Origin of the sequence: Ulvibacterium sp., assembly GCF_028285715.1 — a bacterium.
Classification (GTDB): domain Bacteria; phylum Bacteroidota; class Bacteroidia; order Flavobacteriales; family Flavobacteriaceae; genus Ulvibacterium.
Genome location: NZ_JANQOO010000010.1, coordinates 71,697 through 96,263, shown reverse-complemented (window position 1 = coordinate 96,263; position 24,567 = coordinate 71,697). Strand labels below are relative to the sequence as shown.

Sequence of the window (24,567 nt, the reverse complement as noted above, 5' to 3'; positions counted from 1 at the left end):
TTATATTTGCACCCATTAAAATATAAAGAATGTCCGTAAAAGATTTGTACGATGCCCATTCGGCGAACAATAACTTGGCCCATTTTGCGAGTATAGCCTCATTGGCCGCTGTGGATGGTTATATAGACGATGAGGAAATGAAACTTTTGGAGCGGTTTGCGCATAAATTGAATATCTCCGATGCCCAGTTCAACGAGGTTATGAAAAAGTCCAATAAGTATCCCATAACCCATCAGGTGAGCTTTGAGAAGAGATTGGAACGTTTTTTTGATTTGGTCAAAATTGTTTTCGCGGATGGTGTGCTTGATGAGGAAGAAGAATTTCTTCTGGGCAAATATGCCATAGGATTAGGTTTTTCGTCTTCTCAGTCCGAAGAAATCATTACAAAATCAAAAGCCTTGTTTATGGGAAAAATAGATTTTGAGGATTATCTCTATTTCATTAACAGGTAGATTTCCGTTCCTGGGTTAGTGGTACTTTTGTAAAAATTCCTGTAGTTTTTCCACCATTTTTCGACTTCCACAAAAGAAAGGTATCCTTTGATGGAGTTCCTTGGGCTTCACATCCAATATTCTAGAGTGACCTCCTATGGCAAGTCCATTGGCCTGCTCGGCTATGAATGCCATTGGGTTGCACTCGTATAGAAGCCTTAATTTTCCATTTTCGGTGATACTACTTTTGGGATACATATAAATTCCCCCTTTAATCATATTTCTGTGAAAATCCGATACAAGTGACCCTATATATCTTGAGGTATAAGGTCTATCGCCTTCTTCCTTTTGACAGTACTTTATGTAATCCTTTACCCCTTGGTGAAAATGGATATAATTGCCCTCATTTACGGAATAAATCTTACCATTTTCAGGGAATTGCATATCCGGGTGCGACAGATAAAAGGTGCCGATGGCTGGATTCAGGGTAAACCCGTTTACCCCGTGTCCAGTTGTATAGACCAACATGGTAGATGTGCCATAGATAATATAACCCGCTGCAACCTGGTTTTTTCCGGGCTGCAGAAAATCCTCCAAAGTTACCGGGGTACCTACAGGGGTAATGCGCCTATATACAGAAAAAATGGTCCCAACGGAAACATTAACATCAATGTTTGTAGATCCATCCAAGGGATCTATAAGTACAACATACTTATTCTGATGCTGTTCATCGTTACTGTTGATACTTATAAAATCATCTTCTTCCTCGGAGGCGATCCCGCATACGATTTCCCGATTCTTTAGCGTCTGAATGAATTTTTCATTGGCAAGCACGTCCAGTTTCTGTTGGTTTTCGCCTTGGATGTTCATTTCTCCGGCAGTTCCTAAAATATCCACCAACCCTGCTTTGTTCACTTCATGGTTTACTACTTTTGCGGCAAGGCGTATGGCATTTATCAGTTTGGATAATTCACCTGAGGAATATTGGAAAGCGGCTTGATTTTCTATGATGAATTCGCCTAAAGTCTTGTTCTTTTTGTTTAGCATGGGAAGTGTTAATTTCTCTTGCAAAGTTCGCTTATTTTGTTAAACTACAACGTTTTCGTTCTTTTTTAGTTTTTTATATTTATAACTTTGTGTTTTATTTGTAACAATTATGGAATATGTAATTCGAGAGGCAGAGGAAAGGGATATGGGCCAAGTATTGAGCCTAATTAAGGAATTGGCCGTTTTTGAAAATGAGGGGGATGCCGTTGAGGTAACGGTTCAGGATTTGGCAAAACATGGATTTGGGGATGCAAAACTTTTTCATTGTTTTGTGGCCGATACACAGGAAGGGATTATGGGCATTGCCTTGATATTCCATAGATACTCTACATGGAAGGGACCCATTATCCACCTGGAAGATTTAATCGTCTCGGAAAAGGCAAGAGGATATGGATTAGGTTCCGCCCTCTTACATGAAGTGGTGGAATATGGACATAAATTGGGAGTAAAGCGCATTAACTGGGAAGTATTGGATTGGAACGAACCGGCCATCGCATTTTATGAAAGTAAGGGCGCTAAGGTTTTAAGGGATTGGGATGTAGTTCAACTGGACGAGAATGGAATACGTAATTTTTTGGAAAAAAACCGTACTTAAAACTTTAAAAATGTGCTTTGGGAGCGTCATACGATGTGTAGCGAAGTTTTCCCGTAAATAGAGGAGTGGAACAAATATAATTCATGTATGAGAATTTTCAAGTTTGGAGGGGCTTCGGTAAAAGATGCCGAAGGGGTTAAAAACCTGGTTAATGTGCTTAAGGAAGTGGGCTATGACAACACATTATTGGTCATTTCAGCAATGGGCAAAACCACCAATTCCATGGAGGAAGTAGTAGATTCCTATTTTGCCGAAAAAGAAAGACTTTCCTTTAAAGTCCAGGAAGTCATCGGTTTTCATAACAAGATTTTATTGGACCTTTTCCCCAGCGATCGGCACCCTGTTTTTCAGAAAGTGAAATCTTTGTTCGATGAAATCCAAGGCTTTGTGGTATGGAATAAATCGCCCAATTATAATTTTGTCTATGATCAATTGGTGGGGTATGGGGAACTGATCTGCACCACTATTGTGAGCGCCTATCTGGATGAGGTAGGAATGACAAATACATGGTTGGATGTACGTAATTTTATAAAGACCGATAACAACTACCGGGACGTTAATGTAGATTGGGAAAGGACACAAGAAAGGATTTCCAAGGGTATTGATAAGAAGGTCCTTAATGTGACCCAAGGGTTTTTGGGAAGTGATGACAACAACTTTACTACGACCCTGGGAAGGGAAGGATCTGATTATACGGCGGCCATTTTGGCCTATTGCCTCAATGCGGATTCTGTTACCATTTGGAAAGACGTACCGGGAGTGCTGAACGCAGATCCCAGACATTTTCAGGAAACGCAACTTTTGAACAAAATATCGTATACAGAGGCTATTGAGTTGGCTTTTTATGGAGCTTCCGTTATACATCCCAAAACGCTTCAGCCCCTGCAACGTAAGGAGATTCCGTTACATGTGAAATCGTTCATCAATCCTAAGAACCCCGGTACCACGGTCGGTAGGGGAATCGGGATAGAACCTTTGGTTCCCTGCTTTATTGTTAAAAAGAATCAAGTGCTGGTAAAACTCTCTTCCTTGGATTTCTCCTTTATTGTGGAACATAGTATTAGCGAATTGTTCAAACTGCTGCATGAACATAAAATGAAAGTGGATTTGATCCAAAATTCGGCCATTAGCTTTTCCGTCTGTGTGGATAACAAATTTGGAGGTCTGAACGGGCTTTTAGAACTTCTTAAAAGCAGGTTCAAAGTAGTTTGTCACGAAGATGTCTCCCTTTACACTATTCGTCATTTTAATGAAAAGGCGGTGGAATCATTTTTGAACGGGCACGAAGTACTCCTGGAGCAAAGAGGCAAGGAAACTTTACAATTGGTAGTAAAGTAGCCGTTATATACCCTTTCCTAAATGTTAAAATAAATCGCTCAACTAGTGATTTCCCTATATTTACGATTACCTAAATTTTAATAATATGGGTTTAGTGACCGCAAAAGAGGTGGCTAGGACGGTCAATTTGGATACATACGGGTTCTTGGGTACTTTTATGGGATGGATCTTAATGAAGGTCACTAGAATATCCAGTATCAACAGGACCTATGATGCCTATAAGCATCTTTCGGGCCCGGAATTTTTGGATGCCCTACTTGCCCACTATCAAATAGATTTTGAAATCCCGGAAGACGATTTTAAGCGCTTGCCCAAGGATGGGGCCTATATTACCATTAGCAATCACCCCCTAGGGGGATTTGACGGTATTCTTTTGTTGAAGTTGATGCTGCAACAGCGCGCCGACTTTAAGATTATTGCCAATTTTCTATTGCACCGCGTAAAACCCTTGGAACCTTATATTATGCCTGTAAATCCTTTTGAGAACCATAAAGATGCCAAAACTAGTATTATCGGATTCAAGAATGCCTTGAGGCATTTGAACGAGGGACACCCCATGGGGATTTTCCCAGCGGGGGAGGTATCCACGTACAGGGATGGAAAATTGATTGTGGACAAACCCTGGGAAGAGGCAGCGATAAAACTGATCAGAAAGGCTAAGGTTCCGGTGGTTCCCATTTATTTTCATGCGAAAAATAGTAGGCTTTTCTATAGGTTGTCCAAGATCAACGATGCCTTCCGGACGGCTAAATTACCTTCTGAATTGACCTCGCAAGGAAATCGCCCCATCAAGGTACGGATAGGGCAGCCCATTTCGGTAGAAACCCAAGAGGACCAGGAGACTTTGGATGAGTTCACCGAACTTTTACGGAAAAAGACCTATATCCTTTCACATGCCTACGAGAAGGAAAGACTGATCGATCAGATTCCCGCCACCCTAAAAATACCCAAACCTCCCAAACGTATCGCCACGGCAGTGAGGACCGAAGTAATATTGGGCGAAATTGAAAGACTACGGGAGAAGGACTGTAGGATGCTTCAGAGCAAAAACTATGAGGTGTTTTTGGCCAAAGCACAGGATATGCCCTTTATTCTTCAAGAGATTGGAAGACAAAGGGAGGTTACCTTCCGAGCCATTGGTGAGGGAACCAACAATTCTATAGACTTGGATGAGTTTGATACGTATTATCACCACCTTTTTCTGTGGGATTGTGAAGAAAAGACGATAGTCGGGGCCTACCGTATGGGCATGGGTTCCGAGATTTTCTCAAAATACGGTATAGATGGCTTCTACCTTCAAGACCTTTTTCGGTTTGAACCTGAGCTTTTTGGCATGATGCGCCAGTCTATTGAAATGGGCAGGGCCTATATTGTAAAGGCGTATCAACAAAAACCGATGCCTTTATTCCTTCTTTGGAAGGGCATCGTGCATACTACGCTAAGACATCCGGAACATAAATATTTAATCGGTGGAGTAAGTATCAGTAACCAGTTTTCCAACTTTTCCAAATCCTTGATGATCGAGTTTATGAAAAGTAATTATTGGGATCCCTACGTGGCACAGTATGTTCGTCCCAAAAAGGAATTCAAGGTAAAATTGAAGGACGCCGACAAGGAATTTGTTTTTGATGAAACGGAGGCCGATCTTAATAAGTTTGACCGTTTGATCAATGAAGTAGAACCCGGGGATTTACGGTTACCGGTGCTCATCAAGAAATACATTAAACAAAATGCTAAGGTGGTCGCCTTTAATGTGGATCCCTTGTTCAATAACTCGGTGGACGGTCTAATGTACATTAAGATTTCAGATCTACCCGAAAGTACCGTAAAGCCAGTTATGGAGGAGTTTCAGGCAGAACTGGAGCGCAAGCTTACCGAGGTCAACTCTACTGAGGTTTCTTAGTTCAATCTACCCCAACGGTCTTGCTCCTTCTTTCGAACAATAGGTTGTCCTTCCATTGCCCATGTAGTTTCCCAACCTTTTCCCGCTTTCCGATGTACCGAAACCCCAATTTTTCATGAAGCCTGATACTACCTAGATTTTCAGGAAAAATTCCGGACTGCAAGGTCCAAAGGCCTATTGCCTCACTTTGCCGTATCAAGGCCTTCATCAAAAGTGATCCCAGGCCCAGGCCTCGGTTGTTTTTCCCTATATACACGCTTACCTCGGCCACCCCCCCATAAACGCATCTGCTGGATACGGGCGAAAGTGCTGCCCAACCCAAAACGTCCTCTTTTTGATGGACCACCAATCTGCATTGTTCCAGATGCGCCTGGTCCCAGTCTGAATAGGAAGGAACAGTGGTTTCAAATGTAGCATACCCGGAAACGATGCCATCGGCATATATTTCGGAGACTTTAGGCCAATCCGCTTCTATCATTTTCCTAATTTCCATGCTTGGGCATCAACAACACGCACTCTTTGGCGAACAACAAACCTCTTCTTCAGTGTTTGTTTCAACTGATATTTTGGCCTTGCAATCCGTTTTTTCAATTGCTAGCTGAACTAGGAGGTATTCCTCATCAGCAATTACATTATCAACAAAAAGTTGGGCTGTATGGAAATTTGGGTTGCTGTATTCAAATTTTATTTCCGCATCCGGCTGCATCCGTTTCATACTACTTACTCTTTTGAAGATATCCGTAGCCTTTTGTGCGGTCATATATTCAGTACGGTTTTTTTCTTTCGGGCTTTCCCAAAGTTGGACCACGGTTTCACGCCAAAAATCGGTTCCAGCCCCGCAATCCACGGATTCTACCATAATGTTCTTTACTTCGGTTATATGGTAATTGGGAGCAACTGTTTTTCCTTTTGTGTATTCAAACAATACACTTTTGGTAGGATGTGTCTCTAGAAGTCCCAGAAATTCTTGTGTCTTCATAATTGTAATTTTAATTAACAACAGTTTTGATTTATGGTATTAAAAAATGCATGGAAAAGCTGTTGCAGTTCCGCCCATTTTTCCTTGTGGATACAGTAACATAGATTTTTCCCTTCAAACGTCCCCTTTAACAAACCGATTTTTTTTATCTCGTTGAGATGCTGCGAAATGGTAGGTTGGGAAAGTCCAATGACATCCACCAAGTCATTGCAAATACACCCTTCTTGTTTGCTTATGTACTGCAGAATGGCCACTCGAGCCGGGTGGGCCAAAACTTTGGCAACTGTGGCCAGTTCGTTTTGGACAGGATTGAATATTTCGGTTTTGGTAGCTCCCATATAATATTATCAAAGTAATATTGCAATATTACGATAAAGCAAGGAAATAAAAAAGCCAAATCAAAAAAATTTGGCCTTTTGTTTTCTAGAACCAAGGTTTTTTCCCTACTTGATAGGTGTTATAGAACTCCTCATCGGATTTCGTCAAATATATGATACCTTCTATAAGACCCACTATTGCCGTAGCCATAACGACAAAACTTCCAATGACGAAGCACATGGTGGCATAACCTATTATGGTAGCAACCAATAGAATAATACCTTCCTTTTGATAGCCCAAGATAAATTTATGGACTCCCAAAGATCCAAATATAATAGCCAACACCCCGGCAAGTATTTTTTTATTGTCTCCACTGACGTTGTTCATGGCCTCTTTGGCACCATCTGCAAATTCATTGGCCGTCTTTTTGGCTTCATCGGCAAAATCACCAGCTGCTTCCTTGGTATCCTCTGCGAAATCTTTGGCCTTTTCTTTGGCGTCGTCGAAAGCCTCTTCGGCCTTATCGCCCAAATCCTTATTTTCTTCTGACATCTCTGTTGTTTTTGGTGGTTAATATAGCCTTAAATGTAGGGATTATTTGGATATCAGAGAAATGCTTTATCTACGGGCTCCCAAAGTTCTATTTTGTTGCCTTCGGGATCTAATATCCATCCGAATTTACCGTAATCATACTCCTCTACTTCCCCAACAATTTGAACCCCTTCCTTTTTAAGTTCGGCCAAGAGCTCTCGTAAATTTTCAACCCTGAAGTTCATCATAAAGGACTTTTCACTGGGATTAAAATAAGTGGTATCCTCTTTAAAAGGACTCCATTGTGTGGAAAAGTCATTTCCTTCCCTATCCTTCCACCAGAACGTGCAGCCGTATTGATCAGTGGGTAATCCCAAATGGTTTTTATACCATTCTTTAGTGGTTTCTGGATTCTTGGACTTAAAAAAGAACCCCCCGATACCGGTAACTCTATTTTTCATTTTTTCTTCTGTTTTTTTATTGCACTTTCGTAAAAGTCGATCCATTGATCAACTGTAATTTTTTGACATAGCTCCCCAATGAGTTCATAGGGTATGTCATCTATTTTTTTAAATCGGATACAGCTTTTACCCATATCCAGTTTTGTACGTACAGTTTGTGCATATTCTTTCTTGAACCAGTCCAGTAGTTCTTTTTTGGAATAAATGCCCATATGATACACGGCTATATACTGCTTTTGTGAGGCTAAATTCATGAATGGTAACGGCATTTTGGGGTCACAATGATATCCGTCGGGATAAATGGAATGAGGCACCACATATCCTAACATGCCGTAGTTCATCTGTTCCTCAAAACCTTTGGGAAGGTTTTGAAGGATGATTTTTCTCAATTTGGAAACTGCAGCTTGTCTTTCGATCGGGAGTTGGGCAACATAGTCTTCCGGGGCGTTGGTCTTGTATTGCATGCGGTTTAATTTTTTCGTTGAAGAATTAGGGAAGAAATCAATGAAATTATAAAGCCGATAATAAAAACCGTAAGGAACATGATTAAAAAATTCATCATCGGGTCGGCAAAAAATTGTTTTTCCGCCTCCATTTTGGCTTGCTCCAGCTTGAATTCCTCAGGCGGAAGGGTTTCTTCCATTTCATTTAGGATAACTTCATAGTATTCGGTTAGAAAATCGGGATTTATGAATTTCACATAGATAAGGTCCAAAACACCAAAGGCGAGGGCTGTGATTAAACTGATTACAATACCAATCGTAAGCCCTTTTTTAAAGGTTACCTTACCTTGGTTCTCCTTATCCCTAAAATGCTTAATGCCAAAATAGACAAAGGACAGGGAAATAATCATGGAAGCGTACCCCAAGACTTCCTGGGTGGACATATCCGCATCCTTAAACGCAAACCAACTAAATAGAAATAGGACACAAATGGTAATACTTCCAAAGAGCCCGTACCGTAAAACCGATTTTTTCATGTTCAGGGAGTTTAGAGTTGTGGCCAAAGTAGTCCTAAAGACAAAATGGAGTCTCATACTAAAGTACCAAAATCATTCTATTTTGCGATTTAAGATGCTAAACAGGGATAATCTGAAGCTCCTTGGCCTTTTGTATGGCCTGTGTTCTACGTCTTGCATCCAGCTTTAACAGTACATTGGAGACATGGGTTTTAATAGTACTTTCGGAAACAAAAAGTTTATCCGCAATTTCTTTATTGGATAGTCCTTTGGATACTTCCAGGAGTACCTCGTATTCCCGTTTGCTTAACCCCAGTAGTGCTACTTTATTAGGATTTACCACTTTGGGAGTGCTATTCTTCTGTGGGGAATTCCTTTTATTGATAAAAATACCAATGGCAAAAAATACTACAGCAACGATGGCCACAATAATTTCTAAGGAAGTGCTTCCGGAAAGGTAGGAGTACTTACTTAGTTGGAAGAGACTAAGTAGTGCTACGATCAAGGCCGAAAAGATTAAAACCGTACGCTTCACCCACTAAATTTAGCAAAATCTTACCTTTATTTTGTCCACTATGGTTTGGGCCAGTTTTTCTTTGCTGTCCACCGTCCAACCGGCAACATGCGGGGATAGGATTACGTTTTCGGAATTGATCAGATATTGAAAAGCTTCGGGAAGTTGATTGTCCGTAAACATGTCTTCAAAAGAAGTTTTCTCATACTCCAGAACATCCAATGCCGCTCCTAGGATTTTACCGGACTTTAGGGCCTTTACCAAATCTTCGGTGATTACACATTTACCGCGAGCCGTATTCAAAAACCAAATCGGCTTATGGAAGGCATTGATGAATTCGGTATTTATAATGCCCATTGTCAGTTTGGTTTGGGGCACATGGAGGCTTACCACATCTGCTTTTTGCTGGAATTCCATGATTCCTACTTGTCGCGCATTTTCATCACCGACACCGCCAACAATGTCGTAACAGATAACCTCATCTACATCAAAGCCGCGTAATTTTTTGGAAAAGGCCTTTCCCATATTACCATAACCGATGATACCAATAGTTTTTCCTTCCAGTTCCACACCTCTGTTGCCTTCCCTGTCCCATTTGCCGTTTCGAACTTCCCGATCGGCTTTATTCAGTTTATTGAAGAGGGATAAGAGCATCCCCAGGGCATGTTCACCCACTGCGTTGCGATTGCCTTCCGGTGCCGAGGCTAAGAACACACCTTTGGTCCTGGCATATTTTATATCGATATTTTCCAGACCTGCACCAACCCTACCGATAAATTTTAGCTTCTTGGCCTTTTCCAGAAATTCCGCATCTATACGAAACCTACTTCGTATGATTATACCATCATATTCATGAATTTGTTGTTCTACCTGTATTTTTGAAGACGTATAATCTTCATCGTTTTGAAATCCTAGGGCCGCAAACTGTTCTATAAGTAACGGGTGGTTGGTATCTAAGTGGAGTACCTTCATAGTGAAAATCAAATTTCTGGATAGTGGGTCCTTGTCAATTTGTTCTGGACATTTCCTGTATGTGCTGTGGATAGTTTTTCAAAAAGCAACAAATGTACCACTTCCCCATTTTTGGTCATGGGGTTGTGCTCAACACCTTTGGGCACCACAATGATCTCACCTTCACGGACCACTTCCGTCCTATCCCGAAATTGCATGTATAGCGTTCCCTTCAGAACCTGAAAGAGCTCGTCCTCCTCGTCATGGGCATGCCAAACAAATTCACCTTGGATTTTCGCCAGAATCACCTGCATGTCATCTACAATGGCTATTTGGTGTGGATGCCAGTACGTTTGGAACAAATCGTGTTTTTTCTCTAGGTTTATGGGTTTCATATCGTGGTGACGGATATTCTATGTTCATATGCCCCTTGGTCTGGAGGTAATTCAGTTTCTTGCTATATCCCCAATACCAATTTGGCTATCCAAAAATAGATTAGGATGCCAAAAATATCGTTGCTTGTAGTAATAAATGGTCCTGTGGCTATGGCCGGATCTATACCTCTTTTATCAAGGAACAAAGGAATAAAAGTGCCTATGATACCCGCCACGATAATAACTGCTACCAGTGATAACGAAATGGCCAGGGCTGTATTAAAACTGCCATTCCACCACCAAGTGAACACCAGTAAAATAACGGCCAGGATCAAGCCGTTCAAGGTAGCCAAAAGCATTTCCTTGATCAAGCGGTTGCTAATGCTACCTTTAAGGTCATCATTGGCCAGACCTTGTACGATAATGGCACTGGATTGTACCCCCACATTCCCTGCCATTGCCGCTATCAATGGTGTAAAAAAGAACAGTATGGCATGTTGGGCGATCATTTCCTCAAATCCTCCCATAATGGCCGCGGCACCTACCCCGCCAAGAAGCCCCAAAAATAACCAGGGCAAGCGTGCCCGTGTAAGTTCCCAGATACTATCATCGGCCTCAACACCTTGAGAAATACCTGCTGCCATTTGGTAATCACGATCGGCTTCTTCGCGGATGACGTCCACAATATCATCAATCGTTATCCGTCCTACCAAACGCCCTATTTCATCTACCACGGGGATGGCCTCCAGGTCGTATTTTTGCATAATTTTTGCAACCTCCTCCGGCTTTTCGTTCACATCTACCCGATCTACTTTTGGAATATATACTTCCCTTATCGGCGCGGTTGTGGAAGTGGTCAATAAATCCTTTAGGGATAGCCTACCTTTTAAAACACCTTCATTATCTACTACATAGATAGAATGCACACGTGTAACGTTTTCTGCCTGTGCCCTCATCTCCTTAACGCAGGTAAGAACGTTCCAATTCTCGTTGACCTTAACAAGCTCCTTTGCCATAAGTCCGCCTGCGGAATTCTCATCATAGCGAAGAAGTTCCACAATATCCTTGGCATGTTCTTTGTCCTCAATTTCGGAAATAACCTCTTGAACAATCTCATCAGGTAGTTCTGCCACAATATCTGCGGCATCATCGGTGTCCAGTTCTTCGAGCTCTCCTGCAATTTCCTTAACGGACAGATTACTTAAAATAGCTTCCCTAACATCCTCGTCCAGTTCGGTAAGTACATCGGAGGTTTTATCGCTATCGAGCAGTTTAATGAGGTAAGTAGCTTCATCCTCATTGAGCTCATTGATGATTTCGGCCACATCCGCATAATGCACCTCGGCCATTAGGGAAACCAGCTCGGTTCCCTTCTGATCCTCGATCAGTTGTTCTATTTTGGCCAAGAGCTCCTCTGTAAGCTTAAACGGTGTCATCCTCTTGTATTATACTTCTTTTGGGCAATCTGCGCAAAGCTAAAGAAAAATGCGTTAGGGGTATAGCAGTTTCAATATTCTGTTGGTCGCTTTGTCCAAGGGATTTTTCCGGTTGCCAGACTTGGAGGTTTTTGAATTTTCCGATTCGTGTAAAGTGTGCAGTATCTAGTTTTTGCCTTGTGCCAAATCGGCTTCGATCCTTTGGGTAAGTTGTATAAAGTCTTCTACACTTAATTGCTCCGGACGAAGATTGAAAATAGTAGAGGATTTTAGCGCAACGGAAAGCGAAAATGTTTTTAAGCTATTACGCAGGGTTTTTCTTCTTTGGTTAAAAGCGGATTTCACCACTTTGAAGAACAATTTCTCATCACATGTCAATCGGAAGTTTTCTTTCCGGACTAAGCGAAGTACGCCGGACTGGACTTTGGGAGGCGGATCGAATACCTGTGGATGAACCGTAAACAAATAGGTAGCATCGTAGAATGCTTGTACCAATACCGACAAAATCCCATAGGTTTTACTTCCTTTTTGTTCACATATGCGCTGGGCCACCTCTTTTTGGAACATACCCGAAAATTCAGGTACTTGTTCACGCATTTCCAACAACCGAAACACGATTTGCGTGGAGATGTTGTAAGGAAAGTTTCCCGTAATGGCAAAAGGTTCCTTGTCAAATAATCGATTTAAATCATAGGAAAGAAAATCGGCTTCCACTAGTGCAAAGGACGTATTGTCCATGACTACATTGGGATTTTCCAGGGGGAAGCTGTGTTTTAGGTACACTATGGAATCTTTATCCAAATCCATTGCCACCAATTCCAAATCCCGTAAGAGAAGATATTTGGTCAGTATCCCGGTGCCTGGTCCTATTTCAAGCACTTTATCGTATCCATTTAAAGACAAGGTGTCCGCTATTTTTTTTGCAATGTCTTCGTCCTTTAGGAAGTGCTGTCCCAAAAACTTTTTGGCCTTAACCGGACTTTCAGTACGCTGTGGTTTACGATTAAATGGTTCTCTCTTTCTTTTTTTGCCCATATGGGGGATACAATTGAATTAATCTAGGCGCTCCATGTAGGCCCATGCCGTTTTTCCAGAGGTGAGGACCACCTTACGCCGTTCATACCCTTCACCTTCATAGACATCTACATTTTTTAATTCCAAAGGGGTAACCTTATAAACTGTACCCTTAACGATATCCATAGTACTGTTGGTCCTGGAGATAGTAGGATAACGGCCGTATACCTTATTTTTGAGAAGTAAAAATCCCTTCAAGGTCTCCTCGTCTCCCTCTAGCTCTCGTTTAAAGAGATTGAATTGAACTTCATCGTCCTGAAGGGTACCATAGGTAAAAAGGTATTCCATAGGTTGCATGTTCTATCTTATCCTATCCGTTCATTGTTCACTTATGACTTCCAATTCCGTCCTAAAGGAAACAAATTTGTTTGGAAAGCGTTTTTGGGCATCTTCCCTTAGTCGCTGGGCATCTTCCGCATAGTACTTTTCCAAGATTGCCCTATTCACTGTCGTAAATTGCACGGAATACGTGGTGCCTCCCATTTCCTCTTCTACCAGAACTCTGCTCATTTTGGCATTTAAGAACTTTCCTGTGGCTAGCACATCCGGGATATGAATTTCCTTCATCCAATGGAGCCATTCGTCGTGAACGGATTCATCTATGTTTGTAGTTACGTTGTATATGTACATAATTAAAGGCTCAAGTGCCAAACTCATAGTCGTGTAGCACTTTAACTTGATGCCCGTATTTGAACTTTAGTTAATGGAATCTCCCCGAAGCCTTCTAAAATGCTTTCGTGCTTGGGGGAAATAATAACTGTCCTGATAATTATAGATTATTTTTTCGTAATGTATTTTCGCTTTTTCGGGCTGACCCAAATGATTTCTATAAAGTTCGCCCAGGGCAAAATGGGCATCGTCCGCAAGAATATCATTTTCATAGAATTCTGTTATTTTTCGGTAGTTGAACTCTGCAGCCTCATAATTTTCCTGGGCTTCTAGTAGTTGAGCCTGTCTCAATAGAGCTTCGTCCTCTATCTTTTCACCTTTATGATGCTCAAGAATTCCGTTGAGTTCTGCAATGGCCTCTTTGATCTTATTTTGGTAGCCCAATAGGTCGGCCCGAGCATATTTCTTCAAAGCGGTCTGAGTAGAATCCTCCAAACTATTGTCCGATATAAGAAGGCTTAACTGCATCGCATCATTGGCGATAAGTTGTGAGGTGGAGCCCCGCAATACTTTTAATTGGGTTAGTGCCCAATCAAAATCACCTTTATAAAAACTGGTCTGTGCTACTTTGTAGCGGGCGTCTTGGCCCAATATATCGTTCTTAAGGCTTTTTTGTACTTGGGTAAAATAGATCAATGCCTCATTAAACTTTTTATTATAGACCAAAATATCACCCAAAGCCAATTTTATATACGCCTTGCCCCTTGAATTTAAAGGTAATTCCAAGCTGTTTTTGAGAATGGTAATGGCGGGTTCGGGAGTGTCCTTTTTAAAAGTTAAAAAATTGGCATAGGCGACCTGCAACTGCAAGGTCTGGCTTTTATAACCGTGTAGGGTCACTAGCTCGTCATATTGTTTTTGTACCTGCCCCAAAGTTTTTTTGCTGGTATCGATCAATTGGATGTCTATCAAGTTCAATTTGGCATTCAGTCCTGTTACCTCGTCATTCGTATTTGCCACGATATATTCAAAAATTTCCTTTGCGGTTTCGGGTTCATCATCCTTTAGGGCCATATTGCCAAGGTTTTCAAGCCGCTGTAAGGAACCTCCCTCCATTCTCCTGTAAATTGCCTTTTCTTGCCGAAATGCACTCCTGTATTGTTTTTGTTGGACAAAAAGCCAGCTTAATAAGTCGTTCCAAAGCAAATCCGGGTTTTTTTGTGCATTCTGCAAAAGGATTTTTTTGAGTTTGATGTTATTTTCGTTATCGGCATCCGATGTGATGAAATCATCGATGCTGCTGAGAACGTTGGATTTTGAAGTCTTACCCTCGATAATGAGTTTTAGGTAGGAAGCGTACATCTTTTCAATATTGCCCTGCTCACCGTAGATTCGGGCCATTTGATAATTGTAGTCCAATTTTGGATTAAGTTCCATCGCCTTGGTATAGGCCTTTAGCGCATAGTCCAACAAAGCATATTTTTGGAAACGGAAACCGATACCATATCCAAAGTTTGGATTTTTCTCAATTTTTTTAAGGGCTTCCTCATAATACTTTATGGCCTCTTCATTACGATCTTGAATGGTGTAGTTATAGCCAAGCTCAATGTATAATGTAGGATAGGCATTCCCCGCCTGAATTTGGGGGAAAAGAAAGGTTTCCACATCAGTGTAACGTTCCAATTGTTGATAGCATGCAATCAGGCCCTCTGAATAATCCGTACGGCGCGGGTGTCTTTCAACGAGTTTTTCGTAAAAGATTACCGCTTTTTCAAAATCCCCATCATTAAAGTACTGCTTGGCCAAAAAGTCATCCTGTGCCTTGGCGGTCATCGGAATACAGCATATTAGTAAGAAGTATACTATCCTCATCTTGGAAATTTAACAAATTTACACCAGTAAGGCCTAATAAACTGTCAAGGAAAACATAATATAGATGAACGGCACTAGGAAAGCTCCTTGTCCGCTTTTTCATAAACGATATACCCAGTCTCGGTAGGCCTTTGCTTTTTAAGGTTCCAGAAGTAAAGCGCGTCCTTCAAGGTCTTTTTTTTGTTGTCCTTGAGAAAATCACGTACATATTGGGCTAACATATTGTTTTTGGCAATAGTTCGCTTAAAATTGGGATTCTTTTTTCTGTCCTCAAGTTCGTGCCATATAAGTATGGCCTCTTCCAAGGTTTTTCCGGGGTTGGATTTTACCCAATCCATGAAATCGCTATGACATGAAAATTTAGGCCCAATTTGGGATTTCATAAAATTTCTAAAATTAGGTCCAAAGGAAACATTGTCGGTAAGCTTTGTTTGGAGGCTCAATTGTGCTTTGGCCCAATTGAATCTGGACCTTGGTTTTTTCTTTTGAACAGGAGGCGCTGATTTTTCTGGATTGTCCAACATAAAAATGATACGGTCGCGTAGTTCAAATTTTCTTCCTACATAAGATATTTGGGCCTGTTTGCAGATTTCTACCAACTCTTCTTTGAGCCAATACCATCTATTAAACTCCTCTCCAGAGGTTATTTCCGAAAAGTCGGGTCTGGGCATTCGTTTTTAATTTATCATTTCGAACCCGCAATAAGGTATCAAAACTTCTGGAATTTGAATGCCATCCGGAGTCTGATAGTTTTCCAAAATACCGGCCAGGACCCGGGGAAGAGCCAAGGAGCTTCCGTTTAGGGTATGGGCCAATTGGCTTTTTCCATTTTCGTCCTTATAACGTAGTTTGAGGCGATTGGCCTGATAAGTCTCAAAATTGGACACTGAACTGATTTCCAACCAGCGATTTTGAGCAGTGGAAAACACTTCAAAATCATAGGTTAGGGCCGAAGTGAAACCTAGGTCGCCACCACAAAGCCTTAAAATGCGATAGGGTAACTTCAGTTCCCTTAGAATATGTTTTACATGTTCTACCATTTCGGCCAAAGCTTCGTAAGAGTCGGTCGGATGTTCAACGCGGACAATTTCTACCTTATCAAATTGATGGAGTCTGTTCAAACCGCGGACATGGGCTCCATAGCTACCCGCCTCTCTTCTAAAACAAGGTGTATATGCGGTGTATTGAAGCGGAAAATCCTTTTGGGACAAGATTCCGTCCCTAAACAAATTGGTAATGGGCACTTCAGCAGTTGGGATGAGATAAAGTTCATCAGCCCCTATATGATACATTTGACCCTCCTTGTCCGGTAATTGCCCCGTACCAAAGCCCGATGCCTCGTTTACGAGGTGCGGAACCTGTATTTCGCTGTACCCGGCGTCGGTATTTTTGTCCAGAAAATAAGAAATCAATGCACGCTGCAGCCTTGCCCCCTTGCCCTTGTAAACAGGAAATCCGGCCCCGGTTATCTTAACGCCCAATTCAAAATCGATTATATCATATTTCTTGGCGAGTTCCCAGTGTGGTAACGCACCAGCCTGAAGTGTTGGGATATCTCCCTCCTTAAATACCACTTCATTGTCTTCTTCCGTAGTTCCGGCAGGGACGGACTTATGGGGAATATTGGGTATCTGATACAATACATCCTGAAGCTCTTTGGTTACAGCTCCCAATTCTTCTCCCAGTTTTTTGGAATCTTCCTTTAATTGCACCGTTTTTTCCTTTAGTAAATTGGCCTCCTCTGCTTTTCCTGATTTGAACAATATTCCAATTTCCTTAGAAAGTGTATTGCTCTCGGCCAAGGTCTTATCCAATTGAGTTTGGAGGGCACGACGTTTTTCATCCAACCGAAGTACATTTTCCACCAAGGGCGCTGCATCGATACCTCTTTTGGTCAATGCACCGATGATATCCTCTTTTCTATCTCGAATCACTTGTAATTGTAGCATCGAATTTTATTTAAGCTGCAAATTTAAACTATCTTCTGCTTAAAAACATATACATTTATGGTGGATATAACGAAACCTATTGGACCATGATTTTTGAGCATTTTGCAATTAACGTCAATGGAATCGATGAAGTGGTATCGTGGTATGTGGAACACCTGGGACTTCAAGTGGTTAGCGAACAAAAGGAACCACCTTTTATGACCTTTCTGGCGGACTCATCAGGAAGGGTAATTATGGAATTGTACCACAGGCCCGATGAGACCATACAGGATTTTTCCAAACAACATCCGCTTACTTTTCACTTGGCCTTTGTTTCGGAAAATGCGTTAGAAGACCGCATCAGATTGGAAGGCAAAGGTGCGTCTTTTGCGGAGGAGGTTAAAAAAGAGGATGGCAGCCATTTGATTATGCTTCGTGACCCTTGGGGCATGCCATTACAGTTATGCCAAAGGGCCCGGAAATTTTGAGGGAGACCGATTAATCTTCGAAGTCGGAGGGGAAAATCCATTCGTGATGCCGTAATGGTTCCCAAGGCACATTGGCCAAATCGGTTTTAGGATCTATAAAGGCTCTATAGGGCCTTCCGTTGATGCTTACCTTGGAATTGACGGCATAGACCGAAATATCTTCCCCTTTTTCTGCAAAATCTTTTTTTAAATACTGGGCAAACTGCCAAACAAAATCCGGGTAAGAAGCCAATCTCCTTTTTTGTTTTTTTGAAAGGTAATCGTTCAATTTTACAAATTCCGACTTGCCGGTTTCTCGATGAACGATCTTGAACTGTATGGTACCTGCTCTACTTCTGAGCATCATACGCCAGCTAAGGCGATGTCCTTCTTCTGTCCAAAGGACATTGTCTTTGATGATATGATGGCGAAGTGGTAATAAGATTTGAACCAAAAAGTAGATTCCGGCTAAAAGTAACAGTAGATTTTTGTACGCCGGGATTTCGACTTTATTGGATTCACAAGGCGTTTTCTTTTTAAAGAAGATGCTGCGAATGGTCTCGGGCTCAAAAAAGAATACGGAAAAGGCTAAGGATAGATAGGGGAAAATACCGATTTGGAAAACAATGGAATTGAACAAATGAAAGAAAATGGAAAAAAAGAAAGCTACTTTTCGGGTAGGTTTCCAAAGTAGGGCCGGTACAATGAGCAAATCGAATAGAATGCCCACAATTCCTATTACGCTATGGACCCAACGTTCCTGCAGTAACCCCCCAATGATATAGTAGTCGGCCTTGTCCTGCATCAAGATTTTTATAATACCAAAGTCCGTCCAATCACCGTACCATTTAGCGACTGAAGCATAAGTATATACGATAAATAACTGAAGCACTACGGCCCATTTGATCCAACCGGGCATGCTGTCCGTTTTAAGAGAGGGATTGTGCCTTACATCCAGGGCATGACTTCGATTGGCCGGAACTAGACACATAAAGGCAGAAATCAATATCAAGAGATAATAATGATTATTGTACGATGTCTTTTGCATGAGATAGGCACCGGTCCACAAAATGGTAAAGGCGATCATGCTAAAACGATATTTGTAGCCAAGGGCCACAAAAATGCCCAAGGTGCCCATTATGAAAAAATAGACATACATGGGACTGCCTTGAAATACTTGGAGAAAATCAAATCCGATAAAATTAAAAGTAAACAAGGGATCTACCAGATTGCGTCTAACCCAACCCGTCATTAATGCGCCATAGCATTCGGCGGCGATAAGAAACCCAAAAAAAATACGAAAAATAATCAGGGGCGAATTATCGACTTTTGTAAATAACAACCGATTGAGCATTACCTGGAAATTAACGAGAGTGAAGTTTCCTTGTCCTTTTGCAGTTGTTTTTTTAAATCCTCAACGGAATCAAACTTATGCTCGTCCCGAAGCCGTTCTAAAATATCAACTTGCAAAGTTTGGTCATAAAGGTCCCCATCAAAATTGAAGAAATGGATTTCTATGCTTCTATGGGTACCCGAGACGGTGGGATTAAAACCAATATTCATCATGCCGGAAACCATATGGCCTCGAATTTCACCCTGCACCACATAAGCCCCATTTTTAGGGACCAGTTTATAAGGCTCTTGAATCTGCAGATTGGCGGTTGGGAAGTCAAGTTGCTTGCCAAGACCCTTACCTCGGGTAATGGTTCCGGTCAACATATAAGGATAGCCCAAATAGGTATTGGCCGTTCGGATATCTCCTTCTTCCAAGGCCTTCCGTATTTTTGTTGAGCTTACGGATACATCATCTATTTCCTGTGCCGGGATTTCCTCTACATCAAAGTCCAAGGTACTGCCAAAGGCAACAAGGTCATTGATGTTGGCATTCCTATTTCTTCCGAACCTATGGTCGTATCCAATAATAATTTTTTTGGTCTGTAGACTGTTCACCAAAACGTCCCGTACAAACTCCGTTGCCGACAAGCGGGAAAATTCCTTGGTGAAGGGATGGATAATAAGTTGGTCCAATCCCAATTGTTCCAGTATTTTGGTTTTTTCCTCTATGGTATTCAACAGTTTTAGGTTGGAATCTTTCTGAAGAATCATCCTAGGATGTGGAAAGAAAGTAAGGACCGTGGATTTTAGGGCTGATTGTTGTGCATTCTTGATAAGCCGATCCAGTATTTTCCGATGTCCGATATGTACACCATCAAAGGTGCCGATGGTAATAACGGTGGGGTGTTTTTTATCGTATTTGGAGATGCTTTGGGCTATTACCACGTTAACGGAAAAATAAAAAGGCTTATATTTGATTTTGAGCTAAAAACCCCTTAATGGCTACAAAATTACGCCTTGTTTTTTCAATTACCATATTATTTCTTTCCTTTTACGTTTCGGGTCAACAAAAGTATTGGCAAAAGGAAACTTCGGGGAATGTGGCCATGGAGAAAGTGTACCATCGCTTTCAAATAAAAGAGGGAACATTATTCTCCTTTAAAGAGGATGATTTTAAGGCCGAGTTGCAAAATCTCCCAAAATCGGGAAGAAAGAACAAAATAGTCAATTTCCCCAACGAAAATGGGAAGTCGATTTCCTTTCAAGTATCCGAGGTACAAACACTATCACCAGAATTGGCTGCAAAATATCCTTTTATTAAGTCGTATGTAGGATATAGTCTTGATGGACAGGAAAAAATACGGTTCAGTGTTTCGCACAGAGGTATACAAAGTATGATGGTACATACCCATGCCAAGGGGAATACCTTTATGCAAAAAACACGTGATGGGAAATATGTGGTCTATAAAAGAGAAGGCAGTGCCTCCCAGGATATGCCTTTTGTTTGTGGTACCTTCCCGGAGGTTCAAAAAAATATTGGAAAGGCCATGAGGCCCGTTAACGGGCAGGTATTGCGCAGGTTCAGATTGGCCGTTTCCGCCACAGGGGAATATACGGACCATCACGGAGGGACCGTGGCGGATGCCTTGGCGGCGATCAATGCTACCGTGACTCGTGTCAACGAAGTCTTTGAAACGGATTTGGCCATAACTTTACAGTTGGTAGCCAATAACGATCAAGTGATATTTACGGATGCCGCTACAGATCCCTATGACGGGAACTTGAATTTCCAGGTACAAACTACACTTAACGATATCATCGGCGCGGAAAATTATGACATTGGGCATCTGTTTCACGATGATGTGGCAAACGGAAATGCAGGTTTCATAGGTTCGGTTTGCATCGACAGCCGAAAAGGTAGTGCCTTTGCAGCATCCCCGGAACCAGAGGGAGACGTGTTTGATCTTGATTTTGTGGCCCATGAGATGGGGCACCAATTTGGTGCCAATCACACCTGGTCCTTTGAGTCTGAAGGAACACAAGTACAGGCCGAACCGGCAAGTGGTACGACCATTATGGGCTATGCAGGGATTACTTTGAATAACAACGTAGCCCCTAACGGCGACGACTATTTTCATTATTACAGCATAGTTCAAATAGCTGATTATTTGGAGTCGGTAAGTTGTGCGGAAATCGTACCCCTTACGAATACTCCTCCAGTAATAGCCCCTATTGGAAATTTTACAATACCCAAGTCCACCGCCTTTGCGCTTTCGGGTAGTGCATCAGATCCAGATGTTGGAGACATATTGACCTATACTTGGGAACAAGTAGACGATGGAGTGGTCAGTAGGGCGACCTTTGGCCCTACGAATCCGGGTGGGGCAAATTTTAGATCTTTAAGACCTTCCTTGGATTCGACTCGCTATTTTCCGAGACTATCCAGGGTATTGGAGGGAAACCTTACACAAACGAATCCTCCGGAAGGCTCTGCCTGGGAAACCGTTTCCGATGTGGAAAGGGAAATGAATTTTGCACTTACCGTTAGGGATAATGCGGTGAGTGGGGGACAGGTGACTTCCGATTTGGTGAACGTGGTCGTCACCAATAGTGCGGGACCGTTTGCCGTGACTTCACAGGCAAACAATGAAATATATGTTGCGGGGTCTGTACAGGAAATAATATGGGACGTGGCCAATACGGACCAGGCTATCGTTAACGCTCAGGCCGTGGATATTTTATTATCCGTTGACGGGGGGCTTTCCTTTCCTATCCCCTTGGCAGAAAATGTGGCCAATGACGGGAGCCACAACGTGGTAATTCCTGGCGATGCCACAACGCAGGCCAGGATTATGATAAAAGCCAGCAATAACATCTTCTTTGCCGTAAATTCCACGGATTTTACAATACAAGCTTCGGAGGTGGTCCTCAATTTTTCCGATTTGGAGTATGAGGTATGCCAATCGGACGATTTGATCGTATCATTCAACTACGAAACCTTTTTGGGATTTAGTGAAGAAAGTACTTTCAGTGTCACTACTCCACCTCCCGGATTGGACATCTCGTTTTCACCAGAAACAGCAATTGTCGATGGTACCTCCGTAGACATTACTTTTTCGAATACCGCAGGTGTGGCTACCGGTACTTATGCAATACCTATTGTAGCAACCTCTGCCAGCCAATCTACTGAGGTAACCTTGGAATTGAATGTTTATAATAGCTCCTTTGCCGAAGTTGTGTTGGTCTCCCCGGTAGACGGTTTGGCGGACGTATCTACCGGAATTCCATTGGAATGGGAAGAAAATCCCCTGTACACCTCTTATAATGTAGAGGTGGCTACCGACATAACATTTTTGGACATTGTGGAGACTGCAACGGTACTTTCAAACTCATACCTGCCTTCAAATTTGGAGAATGAAACAACTTATTTCTGGAGGGTAAGACCAAGAAACCCATGTGGGGAAGGTGTTTTTGGACCGGCTTTTAGCTTTACGACAATTCAATTCAATTGTAAGAACGAGACTGGTAGTGGTCTACCCTTGGCCATATCCTCCACAGGTACGCCTACCATAGTTTCCAAGATAGCTTTTTTTGAGGATTTGGCTTTGGCGGATATCAATGTAAGATTGGATTTGGACCACACCTTTTTGGCGGATTTGGTCATTAGTTTAACCTCACCTTCCGGTACTACGGTCGTTCTTCTATCCAGTTCTTGTGGGGAACTGGATAACATCGATGCCATTTTCGACGATAGTGCCACGAGTTTTACTTGTGGGGGAAATCCGGCTATAGCGGGGACCGTAAAACCTTTGGGATCTTTAAGCTCGTTTAATGGAGAGTCCATCTTGGGGGAGTGGACATTGACCATTTCCGATAATGCCCCATCCGATGGGGGTACGTTAAAGGCTTTTTCTTTGGAGGTCTGCATTGAGGGAGAGTTTGGCCCGGATGAAGATAATGATGGAGTTTTTGACCAAGACGATCTATGCCCGGGAACTCCGGCCGGAACGGAAGTAGACACTTCAGGTTGTCCGGTTTATCGCTTTCCTAGCACGAATTTTTCCATTGCGATCGAAAGTACGGCTTGCCGTGATACTTCGGACGGTGGCGTGCAGGTTTCGGCCAACCTTCCTCTGGATTATACCATAGCTATTACCGGAAATGGCGTTAATGAATCCGACACATTTACAAATTCATACACGTTTGAGGGTCTTGGGACAGGGGTTTACGAGGTATGTATAGGGGGGTCCGACGGAACGATCACTTATTTGGAGCATTGTTTTGAAGTGGTAATATCAGAACCAGATCCATTAAGTGTCGCATCCAGGATTTCGGCGGATGGTAAACAGGTGATTTTGGAGATGGAGGGTAGTGCCTTGTACAATATAGAATTGAATGGGGAGAGTTTCGGGACAGATGAATCTACGATTGCGTTAAACTTAAAGAGTGGTATCAACACCATAAAGGTTTCTACTAACAAAACATGTCAAGGTGTCTATGAGGAGCAGGTTTTCGTTTCGGATGGACCTATCGTCTATCCAAACCCTTTTAAGGATTTCATTACTATATTTACGGGCGGTGTACCAAAAGAATTGACGGTCAGCGTATACGCACTCAATGGACGATTGGTTCAAAATGGAAAATACCAGATTAATGGAACGGAATTGGAATTGGATTTTTCCACCTTGCCCTCTGGGGTATATCTAATGCGTTATAAAGGAGAGGGAATAACAGGAGCATCCAAAATTGTAAAGCGATGAGATTTTTGGCACCCATCATAGCTACGGTTTTTCTTTTTATGGCTTGTAGTAAAAAAGACGACCCAAAATCACCTGAACAGGCATCTTTAGTCTTTCCGGAAAGAAATTCGGAATGTACCACAGGACAAAGCTTAAGCGAGACAACGAGCAGGGTTGAGTTCATATGGCAGGCATCGAATCATACGGATTCCTATGAATTACGGGTAACCAATTTAAATACGGGAACTACTCAGACCGCTTTTGTGGAGACCTCTTCGGCAAGTGTTACCATTGCCAAGGGCGTTCCCTACTCGTGGGTGGTTATTTCCAAAAATTCCAGTTCGCCTAATACAGCGATGAGCGAGCAATGGCTTTTTTATAATGCAGGTTCCCAGACCAACTATGCTCCATTTCCTGCGGAAATTGTAGAACCTCAGATGGCGGCCAATGTATTTAAGGACATCAATAACGAAGTCACCCTGAGTTGGATAGGGGCCGATGTGGATAACGATATTGTAAATTACGAAGTGTATTTTTCCTCCGAAACCCCACCGGAAACCTTGATTGCATCCCCCGCTGCAACAGATATGGACGTTAAGGTAAGTGTCCCTACAAATGGAATCTATTACTGGAGGGTGGTTACCAAGGATGAAGTTGGGAATAGTTCGGACACGGGTATTTTTGACTTCAAGGTTTTCTGATGGACT

Annotated in this window: 27 protein-coding genes; 7 read left to right on the top strand and 20 right to left on the bottom strand. The window is 42.2% G+C overall.

What is annotated here, in order from left to right; genetic code table 11:
- Positions 1–29: 29 nt before the first annotated feature.
- Positions 30–452, top strand: coding sequence for a TerB family tellurite resistance protein (locus Q0993_RS03780; RefSeq protein WP_299529881.1), 423 nt, complete (start codon positions 30–32; stop codon positions 450–452).
- A 15-nt stretch (positions 453–467) separates the two neighbouring features.
- On the opposite strand, the gene fbp is transcribed toward Q0993_RS03780, so the two are convergent.
- Positions 468–1,478, bottom strand: coding sequence for a class 1 fructose-bisphosphatase (gene fbp / locus Q0993_RS03775; RefSeq protein ID WP_299530356.1), 1,011 nt, complete (start codon positions 1,476–1,478; stop codon positions 468–470).
- Between the two features lie 109 nt (positions 1,479–1,587).
- Between fbp and Q0993_RS03770 the strand changes: the two genes are divergently transcribed.
- The 3 genes from Q0993_RS03770 (at position 1,588) to Q0993_RS03760 (ending at position 5,314) form a co-directional block, all read left to right on the top strand.
- Positions 1,588–2,073, top strand: a complete 486-nt coding sequence (locus Q0993_RS03770) for a GNAT family N-acetyltransferase (RefSeq protein ID WP_299529879.1) — start codon at positions 1,588–1,590, stop codon at positions 2,071–2,073.
- 87 nt (positions 2,074–2,160) lie between these two features.
- A complete protein-coding gene (locus Q0993_RS03765) occupies positions 2,161–3,411 on the top strand; it encodes an aspartate kinase (RefSeq protein ID WP_299529877.1) in 1,251 nt (416 codons plus the stop codon).
- 85 nt (positions 3,412–3,496) lie between these two features.
- Positions 3,497–5,314: a lysophospholipid acyltransferase family protein gene (locus Q0993_RS03760; RefSeq protein ID WP_299529876.1), complete on the top strand. Its 1,818-nt coding sequence runs from the start codon at positions 3,497–3,499 to the stop codon at positions 5,312–5,314.
- Between the two features lies 1 nt (position 5,315).
- Here Q0993_RS03760 and Q0993_RS03755 read toward each other — a convergent pair whose 3' ends face one another.
- The 17 genes from Q0993_RS03755 to serS all read right to left on the bottom strand — a co-directional run bounded on the left by Q0993_RS03755 (position 5,316) and on the right by serS (position 17,340).
- Positions 5,316–5,807: a GNAT family N-acetyltransferase gene (locus Q0993_RS03755; RefSeq protein ID WP_299529874.1), complete on the bottom strand. Its 492-nt coding sequence runs from the start codon at positions 5,805–5,807 to the stop codon at positions 5,316–5,318.
- A 9-nt stretch (positions 5,808–5,816) separates the two neighbouring features.
- Positions 5,817–6,293 (bottom strand): DUF6428 family protein, encoded by a 477-nt coding sequence (locus Q0993_RS03750; protein WP_299529872.1) that lies wholly within the window; start codon positions 6,291–6,293, stop codon positions 5,817–5,819.
- A 14-nt stretch (positions 6,294–6,307) separates the two neighbouring features.
- Positions 6,308–6,631: a helix-turn-helix transcriptional regulator gene (locus Q0993_RS03745; RefSeq protein WP_299529870.1), complete on the bottom strand. Its 324-nt coding sequence runs from the start codon at positions 6,629–6,631 to the stop codon at positions 6,308–6,310.
- An 85-nt stretch (positions 6,632–6,716) separates the two neighbouring features.
- Positions 6,717–7,163 carry an NINE protein gene (locus tag Q0993_RS03740; protein WP_299529868.1) on the bottom strand — a complete coding sequence of 149 codons (447 nt, stop codon included), beginning with the start codon at positions 7,161–7,163 and terminating at the stop codon, positions 6,717–6,719.
- Positions 7,164–7,216: 53 nt separating this feature from the next.
- A complete protein-coding gene (locus Q0993_RS03735) occupies positions 7,217–7,603 on the bottom strand; it encodes a VOC family protein (RefSeq protein ID WP_299529866.1) in 387 nt (128 codons plus the stop codon).
- The gene (locus Q0993_RS03730; protein ID WP_299529864.1) at positions 7,600–8,067 is read right to left on the bottom strand and encodes a DUF1801 domain-containing protein; all 468 of its coding nucleotides are present in this window, start codon (positions 8,065–8,067) and stop codon (positions 7,600–7,602) included. Before Q0993_RS03730 ends, Q0993_RS03735 begins: the two co-directional genes overlap by 4 nt.
- Before the next feature lie 5 nt (positions 8,068–8,072).
- Entirely contained in the window at positions 8,073–8,582 is a 510-nt protein-coding gene (locus Q0993_RS03725) for a DUF4199 domain-containing protein (protein ID WP_299529862.1), read from the bottom strand.
- 97 nt (positions 8,583–8,679) lie between these two features.
- Entirely contained in the window at positions 8,680–9,096 is a 417-nt protein-coding gene (locus Q0993_RS03720; protein ID WP_299529860.1) for a response regulator transcription factor, read from the bottom strand.
- A gap of 9 nt (positions 9,097–9,105) precedes the next feature.
- Complete coding sequence (locus Q0993_RS03715; protein ID WP_299529858.1) at positions 9,106–10,047, bottom strand: 2-hydroxyacid dehydrogenase; 942 nt, start codon at positions 10,045–10,047, stop codon at positions 9,106–9,108.
- An 8-nt stretch (positions 10,048–10,055) separates the two neighbouring features.
- A complete protein-coding gene (locus Q0993_RS03710) occupies positions 10,056–10,421 on the bottom strand; it encodes a cupin domain-containing protein (RefSeq protein ID WP_299529856.1) in 366 nt (121 codons plus the stop codon).
- A 62-nt stretch (positions 10,422–10,483) separates the two neighbouring features.
- A complete protein-coding gene (gene mgtE, locus Q0993_RS03705) occupies positions 10,484–11,836 on the bottom strand; it encodes a magnesium transporter (protein ID WP_299529854.1) in 1,353 nt (450 codons plus the stop codon).
- A 165-nt stretch (positions 11,837–12,001) separates the two neighbouring features.
- Positions 12,002–12,871, bottom strand: coding sequence for a 16S rRNA (adenine(1518)-N(6)/adenine(1519)-N(6))-dimethyltransferase RsmA (gene rsmA / locus Q0993_RS03700; protein WP_299529852.1), 870 nt, complete (start codon positions 12,869–12,871; stop codon positions 12,002–12,004).
- A gap of 18 nt (positions 12,872–12,889) precedes the next feature.
- On the bottom strand, positions 12,890–13,198 hold the full coding sequence (locus Q0993_RS03695) for a gamma-glutamylcyclotransferase family protein (RefSeq protein ID WP_299529850.1): 309 nt from the start codon (positions 13,196–13,198) through the stop codon (positions 12,890–12,892).
- Between the two features lie 30 nt (positions 13,199–13,228).
- The gene (locus tag Q0993_RS03690; RefSeq protein ID WP_299530354.1) at positions 13,229–13,540 is read right to left on the bottom strand and encodes a DUF4286 family protein; all 312 of its coding nucleotides are present in this window, start codon (positions 13,538–13,540) and stop codon (positions 13,229–13,231) included.
- 66 nt (positions 13,541–13,606) lie between these two features.
- Positions 13,607–15,391 carry a tetratricopeptide repeat protein gene (locus Q0993_RS03685; RefSeq protein ID WP_299529848.1) on the bottom strand — a complete coding sequence of 595 codons (1,785 nt, stop codon included), beginning with the start codon at positions 15,389–15,391 and terminating at the stop codon, positions 13,607–13,609.
- A gap of 74 nt (positions 15,392–15,465) precedes the next feature.
- Complete coding sequence (locus tag Q0993_RS03680) at positions 15,466–16,062, bottom strand: DUF6434 domain-containing protein (RefSeq protein ID WP_299529846.1); 597 nt, start codon at positions 16,060–16,062, stop codon at positions 15,466–15,468.
- Between the two features lie 6 nt (positions 16,063–16,068).
- Complete coding sequence (serS, locus tag Q0993_RS03675) at positions 16,069–17,340, bottom strand: serine--tRNA ligase (protein WP_299529844.1); 1,272 nt, start codon at positions 17,338–17,340, stop codon at positions 16,069–16,071.
- 86 nt (positions 17,341–17,426) lie between these two features.
- Here serS and Q0993_RS03670 point away from each other — a divergent pair, with 86 nt between their 5' ends.
- Positions 17,427–17,807, top strand: a complete 381-nt coding sequence (locus tag Q0993_RS03670) for a VOC family protein (protein ID WP_299529842.1) — start codon at positions 17,427–17,429, stop codon at positions 17,805–17,807.
- 10 nt (positions 17,808–17,817) lie between these two features.
- Here the strand turns inward: Q0993_RS03670 and Q0993_RS03665 are convergent, their stop codons facing one another.
- Both Q0993_RS03665 and Q0993_RS03660 read right to left on the bottom strand, forming a co-directional pair.
- A complete protein-coding gene (locus Q0993_RS03665; RefSeq protein ID WP_299529840.1) occupies positions 17,818–19,140 on the bottom strand; it encodes an HTTM domain-containing protein in 1,323 nt (440 codons plus the stop codon).
- A complete protein-coding gene (locus tag Q0993_RS03660) occupies positions 19,140–20,066 on the bottom strand; it encodes a bifunctional riboflavin kinase/FAD synthetase (protein ID WP_299529838.1) in 927 nt (308 codons plus the stop codon). Before Q0993_RS03660 ends, Q0993_RS03665 begins: the two co-directional genes overlap by 1 nt.
- Before the next feature lie 53 nt (positions 20,067–20,119).
- Here Q0993_RS03660 and Q0993_RS03655 point away from each other — a divergent pair, with 53 nt between their 5' ends.
- On the top strand, positions 20,120–23,881 hold the full coding sequence (locus tag Q0993_RS03655; protein WP_299529836.1) for a reprolysin-like metallopeptidase: 3,762 nt from the start codon (positions 20,120–20,122) through the stop codon (positions 23,879–23,881).
- Positions 23,878–24,561: a hypothetical protein gene (locus Q0993_RS03650; RefSeq protein ID WP_299529834.1), complete on the top strand. Its 684-nt coding sequence runs from the start codon at positions 23,878–23,880 to the stop codon at positions 24,559–24,561. The genes Q0993_RS03655 and Q0993_RS03650 overlap by 4 nt, the downstream gene beginning before the upstream one ends.
- Positions 24,562–24,567: the final 6 nt, after the last annotated feature.

What these genes read in the sequence shown, in the direction of transcription:
- Q0993_RS03770 (WP_299529879.1), top strand. Translation starts at nt 1,588, where the DNA reads ATGGAATATGTAATTCGAGAGGCAGAGGAAAGGGATATGGGCCAAGTA.
- Q0993_RS03730 (WP_299529864.1), bottom strand. Translation starts at nt 8,067, where the DNA reads ATGCAATACAAGACCAACGCCCCGGAAGACTATGTTGCCCAACTCCCG.
- Q0993_RS03760 (WP_299529876.1), top strand. Translation starts at nt 3,497, where the DNA reads ATGGGTTTAGTGACCGCAAAAGAGGTGGCTAGGACGGTCAATTTGGAT.
- Q0993_RS03740 (WP_299529868.1), bottom strand. Translation starts at nt 7,163, where the DNA reads ATGTCAGAAGAAAATAAGGATTTGGGCGATAAGGCCGAAGAGGCTTTC.
- Q0993_RS03710 (WP_299529856.1), bottom strand. Translation starts at nt 10,421, where the DNA reads ATGAAACCCATAAACCTAGAGAAAAAACACGATTTGTTCCAAACGTAC.
- Q0993_RS03745 (WP_299529870.1), bottom strand. Translation starts at nt 6,631, where the DNA reads ATGGGAGCTACCAAAACCGAAATATTCAATCCTGTCCAAAACGAACTG.
- Q0993_RS03780 (WP_299529881.1), top strand. Translation starts at nt 30, where the DNA reads ATGTCCGTAAAAGATTTGTACGATGCCCATTCGGCGAACAATAACTTG.
- serS (WP_299529844.1), bottom strand. Translation starts at nt 17,340, where the DNA reads ATGCTACAATTACAAGTGATTCGAGATAGAAAAGAGGATATCATCGGT.
- Q0993_RS03650 (WP_299529834.1), top strand. Translation starts at nt 23,878, where the DNA reads ATGAGATTTTTGGCACCCATCATAGCTACGGTTTTTCTTTTTATGGCT.
- Q0993_RS03670 (WP_299529842.1), top strand. Translation starts at nt 17,427, where the DNA reads ATGATTTTTGAGCATTTTGCAATTAACGTCAATGGAATCGATGAAGTG.
- Q0993_RS03665 (WP_299529840.1), bottom strand. Translation starts at nt 19,140, where the DNA reads ATGCTCAATCGGTTGTTATTTACAAAAGTCGATAATTCGCCCCTGATT.
- rsmA (WP_299529852.1), bottom strand. Translation starts at nt 12,871, where the DNA reads ATGGGCAAAAAAAGAAAGAGAGAACCATTTAATCGTAAACCACAGCGT.
- mgtE (WP_299529854.1), bottom strand. Translation starts at nt 11,836, where the DNA reads ATGACACCGTTTAAGCTTACAGAGGAGCTCTTGGCCAAAATAGAACAA.
- Q0993_RS03690 (WP_299530354.1), bottom strand. Translation starts at nt 13,540, where the DNA reads ATGTACATATACAACGTAACTACAAACATAGATGAATCCGTTCACGAC.
- Q0993_RS03715 (WP_299529858.1), bottom strand. Translation starts at nt 10,047, where the DNA reads ATGAAGGTACTCCACTTAGATACCAACCACCCGTTACTTATAGAACAG.
- Q0993_RS03755 (WP_299529874.1), bottom strand. Translation starts at nt 5,807, where the DNA reads ATGGAAATTAGGAAAATGATAGAAGCGGATTGGCCTAAAGTCTCCGAA.
- fbp (WP_299530356.1), bottom strand. Translation starts at nt 1,478, where the DNA reads ATGCTAAACAAAAAGAACAAGACTTTAGGCGAATTCATCATAGAAAAT.
- Q0993_RS03685 (WP_299529848.1), bottom strand. Translation starts at nt 15,391, where the DNA reads ATGAGGATAGTATACTTCTTACTAATATGCTGTATTCCGATGACCGCC.
- Q0993_RS03680 (WP_299529846.1), bottom strand. Translation starts at nt 16,062, where the DNA reads ATGCCCAGACCCGACTTTTCGGAAATAACCTCTGGAGAGGAGTTTAAT.
- Q0993_RS03765 (WP_299529877.1), top strand. Translation starts at nt 2,161, where the DNA reads ATGAGAATTTTCAAGTTTGGAGGGGCTTCGGTAAAAGATGCCGAAGGG.
- Q0993_RS03750 (WP_299529872.1), bottom strand. Translation starts at nt 6,293, where the DNA reads ATGAAGACACAAGAATTTCTGGGACTTCTAGAGACACATCCTACCAAA.
- Q0993_RS03655 (WP_299529836.1), top strand. Translation starts at nt 20,120, where the DNA reads ATGGCTACAAAATTACGCCTTGTTTTTTCAATTACCATATTATTTCTT.
- Q0993_RS03735 (WP_299529866.1), bottom strand. Translation starts at nt 7,603, where the DNA reads ATGAAAAATAGAGTTACCGGTATCGGGGGGTTCTTTTTTAAGTCCAAG.
- Q0993_RS03695 (WP_299529850.1), bottom strand. Translation starts at nt 13,198, where the DNA reads ATGGAATACCTTTTTACCTATGGTACCCTTCAGGACGATGAAGTTCAA.
- Q0993_RS03725 (WP_299529862.1), bottom strand. Translation starts at nt 8,582, where the DNA reads ATGAAAAAATCGGTTTTACGGTACGGGCTCTTTGGAAGTATTACCATT.